Raw genomic sequence first — 6,504 nt, 5'->3', positions numbered from 1 at the left:
CGGCGACGCGCCGAGTCCAAAAGCGCTGATGTCCGACAAGGAGCGCTAAGAAAGAACGACCAAAGATATAAATAAAGAGAGGCGGCGAAACCATGCCTAAATATACAATCGGCCATGTTTCGGATTTTCAGGAGCGGGGAGCGCGGGTGTTCCGGGTCGGCGAGCTTGAGCTGGCGGTGTTCAAGCTGTCGGACGGCAGCATGAAGGCGATCGAGAACCGCTGTCCGCATAAGGGCGGGAAGCTGTCCGAAGGCATAGTTTGCGATCACCATGTATACTGCCCGTTGCATGATTGGAAAATCGATCTTCACGACGGGCGGGTCCAGGCGCCCGACGAAGGGTGTGTAACGGCCTACCCGGTGACGGTGGACGAAAAGGGTAATGTAACGCTGACCGTAGATGGGGTACAATCATTAGTATCGTAAGATGTAATGATTTGGATGCTCACGAGGGAGGCGGCTGGCATGGCGCGCTTGGAAGGAAGGACAATAGCCGTTACAGGTCCGCGCAAGGCGGATGAGATGAGTCGCATGATCGAGAAATTTGGCGGCCGTGCGCTGGCGAGGCCGGCACAGGGCACCGTTTTTATGTATGATACGCGGATCGAAGAGCAATTGAAGGATTTGATCGACAATCCGGCCGATTGGCTTGTGTTGACGACAGGCGTCGGTACGGAGGCGTTGATGGACAAGGCCCGTCAGCTCGGTTATGAAGATGCTTTTCTGGCGGCTCTGAAGCGGATGCGGCTTGCGGCCCGGGGCTACAAGACGGTGAACGTTCTGCGGCGGCTGGGTCTGACGCCCGATGTGCGCGACAACGATGGGACGACGGCGGGCTTGCTGGGCGAGATGGCCTCTTATTCGTTAGAGGGGAGAAGAGTGGCGCTGCAGCTGTACGGCGATCCCGCGCCGCGCGTCACCGGCGCGCTCGCCGCGCGGGGCGCGATCTGCGAGGAATTGCTGCCTTACCGGCACGTTGCGCCGGAGGGCGATGTGGTCGAACGGCTGATCGGCGAGATTATCGGCGGGGAGGTCGATGCCGTCGCATTCACGAGCACCGTGCAGGTGCGGTACGTGATGGGCAGCGCGGTGAAGCGCGGCGTGTATGTGCAGGTGCTGGCCGCCTTTGAGACACGCGTGCTTGCGGTCGCCGTTGGTAAAGTGACGGCTGAGGCGCTGTTCGAGGAAGGCGTCAAGCGGGTGCTTTTTCCCGAGGAGGAGCGGATGGGCAGCATGGTGGTCGCCATGTCGCGCCATTTCGGAGGGATGGAATTCGAGGAGGATGCGGTGACTGCCTCGACGACAGGTATCTGCGCAAGCGGCAACGATGAGAGTTTGAAATCAGGCGAGGCAAAGGACGACTGACGGGCTGATCATATACGGTTGAAAGGGTGGTTGCGGGTGAGCGGCAAAGGATTCGTTTATTTGACCGGCGCGGGTCCGGGCGACCCGAAGCTGATCACGGTGCGCGGGCTGGAGTCGATCCGGCTGGCGGATGTGCTGATCTATGACCGGCTGGTGTCGGAGGAGCTGGTTAGCCAGGCTTCTCCGCATGCCGAGCTGCTGTACGTCGGCAAAGCATCCGGCCGCCATACGATGAGGCAGGAGGACATCAACGAGCTGATCGCGGACCGGGCGCTGCGCGGGCTGACCGTGACGCGCCTGAAAGGCGGCGATCCGTTCGTCTTCGGCCGCGGCGGCGAGGAGGCGGCCCGTCTCGCGGAGCTTGGCGTGCCGTTCGAGATCGTGCCGGGCATCTCCTCCTGCATCGCGGTGCCGGCTTACGCCGGCATTCCGGTGACGCACCGGACGCTGGCCGCCTCGTTCGCCGTCATTACGGGGCACGAGTGTGTCGGCAAGAGCGGCGCCTGCGTAGACTGGTCATGGGCGGCGGGGGCGGAGACGCTCGTTGTACTGATGGGGCTGCAGCAGCTGCCCGTCATCACCGGGCGTCTGCTGGACAACGGCAAGGACGCTTCCACGCCGATCGCGCTCATCCAGAGCGGCTCGACGGGCGGCGAACGGGTCGTGGTCGGCACGCTTGCCGATATCGCTGCGAATCCCGAGACCGAGCAGCTGCGAAGCCCGGTCACCATCGTGATCGGCCCGGTCGTCGCGATGCGCGACCGGCTCGCATGGCGCAAGGTCGAGGCGTTAATAAGCTAGAGGCTTGCCTCATGCCCGCCGGGCGGTTCCGCACCAGGATAAGGGAACGTTGTAGTTATCGCAGCACGGCTTTTTCCCAAAACATCATAATCGCCAACAAGACCGATTCGGGGTTTGTACGCCGGACCGGTCTTGTTCTGTTTTCTTTGCCCCTTCGTTTTGATATGGTAAGAGGGGAGGTGTTCCGCATGCCATGATTTCGACAGGACTTGCGGGCTGGGACGATCACGATACGCTATATCCCAATCGGCCGCGGCGAGTGGTGAGTGAGGTGAGACGAACACATTATGGGTAATGGGAGGCTTTGCGGGATGATACAAATAGGCAGTATATCCGATAAAATCAAGCTGAACAACGGGGTGGAGATTCCGTGGTTCGGGCTCGGTGTCTGGCAGACCAAGGAAGGTCAGGAGGTGGAGCGTGCCGTCGAGGCGGCGCTTAAGACCGGCTACCGTTTGATCGATACTGCGGCGGCCTACGGCAACGAAGAGGGCGTCGGCCGCGCGTTAAAGGCGAGCGGAGTCGCGCGGAATGAGGTTTTCGTCACCACGAAGGTGTGGAATTCGAACCAGGGCTACGACAGCACCCTGCGTGCATTCGAGGACAGCCGCCGCAAGCTTGGTCTGGACGTCGTCGACCTGTACCTGGTGCACTGGCCGGTGGCGGGCAAGTATAAGGAGACTTACCGTGCGCTCGAAAAGCTGTATAAGGACGGATTGGTTCGTGCGATCGGCGTCAGCAATTTCCAGGTTCATCATCTGGAAGATTTGCTGCATTCGAGCGAGGTCGTTCCGGCCGTTAACCAGGTCGAGTGCCATCCTCTGCTGAACCAGCGGGAGCTGCGCGCGTTCTGCGACCGGGCGAACATCAAGCTGCAGGCGTGGAGTCCGTTGATGCAGGGCAACCTTGATGTGACGGTATTGAACGAGCTGGCCGAGAAATATTTCAAGACGCCGGCGCAAATCATCCTTCGCTGGGACCTGCAGCATGGCCTGCTTACGATCCCGAAATCGGTCAACCCCGCGCGGATCGAGGAGAATGCGGCCCTATTCGATTTCGAGCTGACGGAGGCGGAAATGGCGAGCATCGACAAGCTGGACCGCCATCACCGATTCGGCCCGGATCCGGATAATTTCAATTTTTAGAACGCATACTACCGATGGGCGGGCGGCAGCCGTTGACAAAGGTAACTGTAACTGATAAACTTACAGTACGAAGCGGGGTGCCGTAATGAACAGCGAATTCACCATAGCCGTCCACAGTCTTGTTCTCCTGGCTCATTTGCCGGAGAAGATGGCGTCCAGCGACACGATCGCGGATAACGTACAGACGAATGCCGCCAGGGTTCGCAAGGTCATGGGCGTACTGAGGAAAGGCGGTTTCGTCGAGACGCGGGAAGGGACGCGCGGCGGATACAGGCTTACCATTGATCCGGAGACCGTCACGCTTGGAGCGGTTTATCGGGCGATGGCGCAAGGCTCGCTTATGCCGAGCTGGTGCTCGGGCGATCCGGATATGGATTGCGTCGTCGGCTCCAACATGCGTTCCGTTATGGACGACATATTTTGCGCGGCGGAGAAGCGGCTGGAGGATTATTTCGAGGACATCACGATATCTGCGGTGCTCGCGAAGATTCAGGCGTGCGAAGATTGCTGAGCAGCAGACGAACCGATTCGGCCGTATTCAGGTGTGACGGGTTTACCCTTAACATACGCAAGTTATTATGCAAATAGGAGAGGATGATTCCCATGGCAGTAACATTGACGAAAGAAAATTTCTCGAAAAGCATCGAGAGCGGCGTAGCGCTGGTTGACTTCTGGGCGCCGTGGTGCGGACCTTGCAAAATGCAGCTTCCAATCGTAGAGGAGCTTTCGACGGAGCTTCAAGGCCAAGCAACAATCGGTAAAATCAACGTTGACGAAGAGCCTGAGCTGGCTTCCCAATTCGGCGTAATGAGCATCCCGACATTGATCCTGTTCAAGGACGGGCAGCCGGTCGACAAGATGGTCGGTCTGCAAAGCAAGGACGCACTGAAAACAAAAATCAAAGGCCAGGCTTAATTCCGGTTTTATCGCCGACACCGCAGGCACGCATCCGACTACGGAATGCGGCCTGCGGTTTTTTGATGGATTCAATGGTCGTATGCCGTGCCGCGCTTTTGGTCATACCTTGTCGGGTTGGGGGGCGGACGGTTTCATAGCGATGCTATTTTCGTATCGTAACCCGAGTGCGGAGCGGCACCAGCGCGGCCAGAGCGAGAACGTCCTGATTGTACATGCGGATACAGCCGTGCGACACTTCGCGTCCGATCGAGGCGGAATCATTCGTACCGTGGATGCCGTAGTGCGGTTTGGAGAGGCCGAGCCAGAAGGCTCCGAACGGGCCGCCAGGATTGGCCTGCTTGTTCACGACCGTGAATTCACCTGAAGGCGTGCGGGTGAGCATCCGACCGATTCCGACGGGGAATTGGCGAATGACGGAATTTCCGTCGAGCAAATATAATTTTCGGTCCGACAGATCGACGATAATGCGGTAAGTGGGCATGGCTGTCACTCCTTTGCCATAGGGTATGTGACCCGGGCTTTCAATGTTTTTGCGCATCGGGTATAATGGCGTAAGATTATCTGGAGATTGAGGAGTTGTCATAGATGGCTTTGAAAGCTGGGATAGTCGGCCTCCCGAACGTGGGCAAGTCGACGCTCTTTAATGCGATAACACAAGCGGGGGCGGAATCCGCGAACTATCCGTTCTGCACGATCGATCCGAACGTAGGCGTCGTGGAGGTGCCGGATGAGCGACTGGATAAGCTGACGGAGCTTGTGGTGCCGAACCGTACGGTGCCGACCGCCTTTGAATTCGTGGATATCGCAGGTCTGGTGGCCGGCGCGAGCAAGGGGGAAGGACTGGGCAACAAGTTTTTGGCGCATATCCGCGAGGTGGATGCAATTGTGCACGTGGTGCGCTGCTTCCAGGATGAGAACATCACGCATGTGGCGGGCAAGGTGGATCCGCTTAGCGACATTCAGACGATCAACCTGGAGTTGATTCTCGCCGATCTCGATTCGGTTGAGAAGCGGATTGACCGCAGCCGTAAAAATATGAAGGGCGGAGACAAGAAATACGCGCAGGAGGTCGAAGTGCTGGAACGCATCAAGGATGCGTTGTACAACGACATGCCGGCGCGCAGTCTCGAGCTGAGTGAGGAAGAGCGTCTGATCGTGCGGGATTTGCATCTGCTGACGATTAAGCCGGTGCTCTATGCGGCGAATGTGAGCGAGGCTGAAGTGGCGGATACCGACGACAACCCGTACGTGCAAAAGGTTCGCGAATTCGCCGCAGCGGAGAATGCGGAGGTTGTGCCGATCAGCGCGAAGGTAGAAGCCGAGATCGCCGAACTGGAAGGCGAGGACAAGGCGATGTTCCTGCAGGAGCTCGGGCTTGAGGAGTCTGGCCTGAACCGGTTGATCAAGGCGGCATACAAGCTGCTTGGTCTGTATACGTACTTCACGGCAGGCGTTCAGGAGGTGCGTGCTTGGACGATCCGCAGAGGGATGAAGGCGCCTCAGGCGGCTGGTGTCATCCACACCGATTTCGAGCGCGGCTTCATTCGGGCGGAGGTCGTCTCCTACGCGGATTTGGTCGCGGCCGGATCGATGAACGCGGCAAAGGAGAAAGGCCAGCTTCGGCTGGAGGGTAAAGAATACGTCGTGCAGGACGGCGACGTCATGCATTTCCGGTTTAACGTATAGAAGCATTAGCCGATAAGGGCGCTCTCAGCGTCCTTTTGTCGTTATTCTGGGACTCGATCGGAATTTCGGTTAATGCTGGCACAAGGTTTTTGGCGTCGACTTTGAGACACTATCCCGTAGGCTCAGCGGAGGGGTGCGCGATCGGCCATTTGGCCACTATCCCGTAGGCTCAGCGGAGGGGTGCACGATCGGCCATTTGGCCACTATCCCGTAGGCTCAGCGGAGGGGTGCATGACCAGCCTTTTGTCCGCTGCCTCTACGCTCAAAAAGTGAGGGAGTGTCTTACCGGAATTTGTTTTCCGGGCGGTCTGCATAGAGGCTAAAAGGCGTGAGAGGGCAGGTTCTGACCTGCATTCCCGAAACACATAACGAGGGAGGGGGCTAAAAAAACGGAGAATCCTTGATTTTACTGAATTTTGTTGGAGAAATCGATCGACTCAATCCTCGTTATGTGTTATAATACATAACGAGGATTGGGGGAGAACACCATCGCCATTATTCGTCAAAAAGATAAACGGTCCGGGATTACATACGCCTATGAATCTACTTCCTACTGGGACCGGGAAAAGCAACAATCCCGTTCCACTCGC

At 58.0% G+C, this 6,504-nt stretch carries 8 protein-coding genes; 7 read left to right on the top strand and 1 reads right to left on the bottom strand.

Translation table 11 applies throughout. From position 1 onward, the window contains the following. Nucleotides 1-92 precede the first annotated feature (92 nt). The 6 genes from nirD (at nucleotide 93) to trxA (ending at nucleotide 4,225) form a co-directional block, all read left to right on the top strand. Complete coding sequence (gene nirD, locus BG52_RS10760; protein ID WP_036585289.1) at nucleotides 93-425, top strand: nitrite reductase small subunit NirD; 333 nt, start codon at nucleotides 93-95, stop codon at nucleotides 423-425. 39 nt (nucleotides 426-464) lie between these two features. After that, the gene (locus BG52_RS10755; protein ID WP_081793787.1) at nucleotides 465-1,364 is read left to right on the top strand and encodes a uroporphyrinogen-III synthase; all 900 of its coding nucleotides are present in this window, start codon (nucleotides 465-467) and stop codon (nucleotides 1,362-1,364) included. Between the two features lie 36 nt (nucleotides 1,365-1,400). Further along, nucleotides 1,401-2,165 carry a uroporphyrinogen-III C-methyltransferase gene (gene cobA / locus BG52_RS10750; protein WP_036667237.1) on the top strand — a complete coding sequence of 255 codons (765 nt, stop codon included), beginning with the start codon at nucleotides 1,401-1,403 and terminating at the stop codon, nucleotides 2,163-2,165. A 311-nt stretch (nucleotides 2,166-2,476) separates the two neighbouring features. Next, nucleotides 2,477-3,310 (top strand): aldo/keto reductase, encoded by an 834-nt coding sequence (locus BG52_RS10745; RefSeq protein WP_036585286.1) that lies wholly within the window; start codon nucleotides 2,477-2,479, stop codon nucleotides 3,308-3,310. An 85-nt stretch (nucleotides 3,311-3,395) separates the two neighbouring features. Continuing rightward, a complete protein-coding gene (locus BG52_RS10740; protein WP_036585284.1) occupies nucleotides 3,396-3,821 on the top strand; it encodes an RrF2 family transcriptional regulator in 426 nt (141 codons plus the stop codon). 92 nt (nucleotides 3,822-3,913) lie between these two features. Beyond that, the gene (trxA, locus tag BG52_RS10735; protein WP_036585282.1) at nucleotides 3,914-4,225 is read left to right on the top strand and encodes a thioredoxin; all 312 of its coding nucleotides are present in this window, start codon (nucleotides 3,914-3,916) and stop codon (nucleotides 4,223-4,225) included. A 145-nt stretch (nucleotides 4,226-4,370) separates the two neighbouring features. Here the strand turns inward: trxA and BG52_RS10730 are convergent, their stop codons facing one another. Continuing rightward, the gene (locus BG52_RS10730; protein ID WP_036585281.1) at nucleotides 4,371-4,709 is read right to left on the bottom strand and encodes a L,D-transpeptidase; all 339 of its coding nucleotides are present in this window, start codon (nucleotides 4,707-4,709) and stop codon (nucleotides 4,371-4,373) included. 104 nt (nucleotides 4,710-4,813) lie between these two features. Here BG52_RS10730 and ychF point away from each other — a divergent pair, with 104 nt between their 5' ends. Further along, nucleotides 4,814-5,914, top strand: coding sequence for a redox-regulated ATPase YchF (gene ychF / locus BG52_RS10725; protein ID WP_036585280.1), 1,101 nt, complete (start codon nucleotides 4,814-4,816; stop codon nucleotides 5,912-5,914). The last annotated feature ends 590 nt before the right edge of the window (nucleotides 5,915-6,504 follow it).

This window comes from Paenibacillus darwinianus (assembly GCF_000598065.1).
Lineage (GTDB): Bacteria > Bacillota > Bacilli > Paenibacillales > Paenibacillaceae > Paenibacillus_I > Paenibacillus_I darwinianus.
Note: the sequence above shows the minus strand (reverse complement) of the source record. Positions and strands in the feature narration are given on the sequence as shown.

Coding starts and splice junctions, on each gene's coding strand:
- nirD (WP_036585289.1), top strand. CDS start 93: ATGCCTAAATATACAATCGGCCATGTTTCGGATTTTCAGGAGCGGGGA.
- BG52_RS10755 (WP_081793787.1), top strand. CDS start 465: ATGGCGCGCTTGGAAGGAAGGACAATAGCCGTTACAGGTCCGCGCAAG.
- BG52_RS10745 (WP_036585286.1), top strand. CDS start 2,477: ATGATACAAATAGGCAGTATATCCGATAAAATCAAGCTGAACAACGGG.
- BG52_RS10740 (WP_036585284.1), top strand. CDS start 3,396: ATGAACAGCGAATTCACCATAGCCGTCCACAGTCTTGTTCTCCTGGCT.
- trxA (WP_036585282.1), top strand. CDS start 3,914: ATGGCAGTAACATTGACGAAAGAAAATTTCTCGAAAAGCATCGAGAGC.
- BG52_RS10730 (WP_036585281.1), bottom strand. CDS start 4,709: ATGCCCACTTACCGCATTATCGTCGATCTGTCGGACCGAAAATTATAT.
- ychF (WP_036585280.1), top strand. CDS start 4,814: ATGGCTTTGAAAGCTGGGATAGTCGGCCTCCCGAACGTGGGCAAGTCG.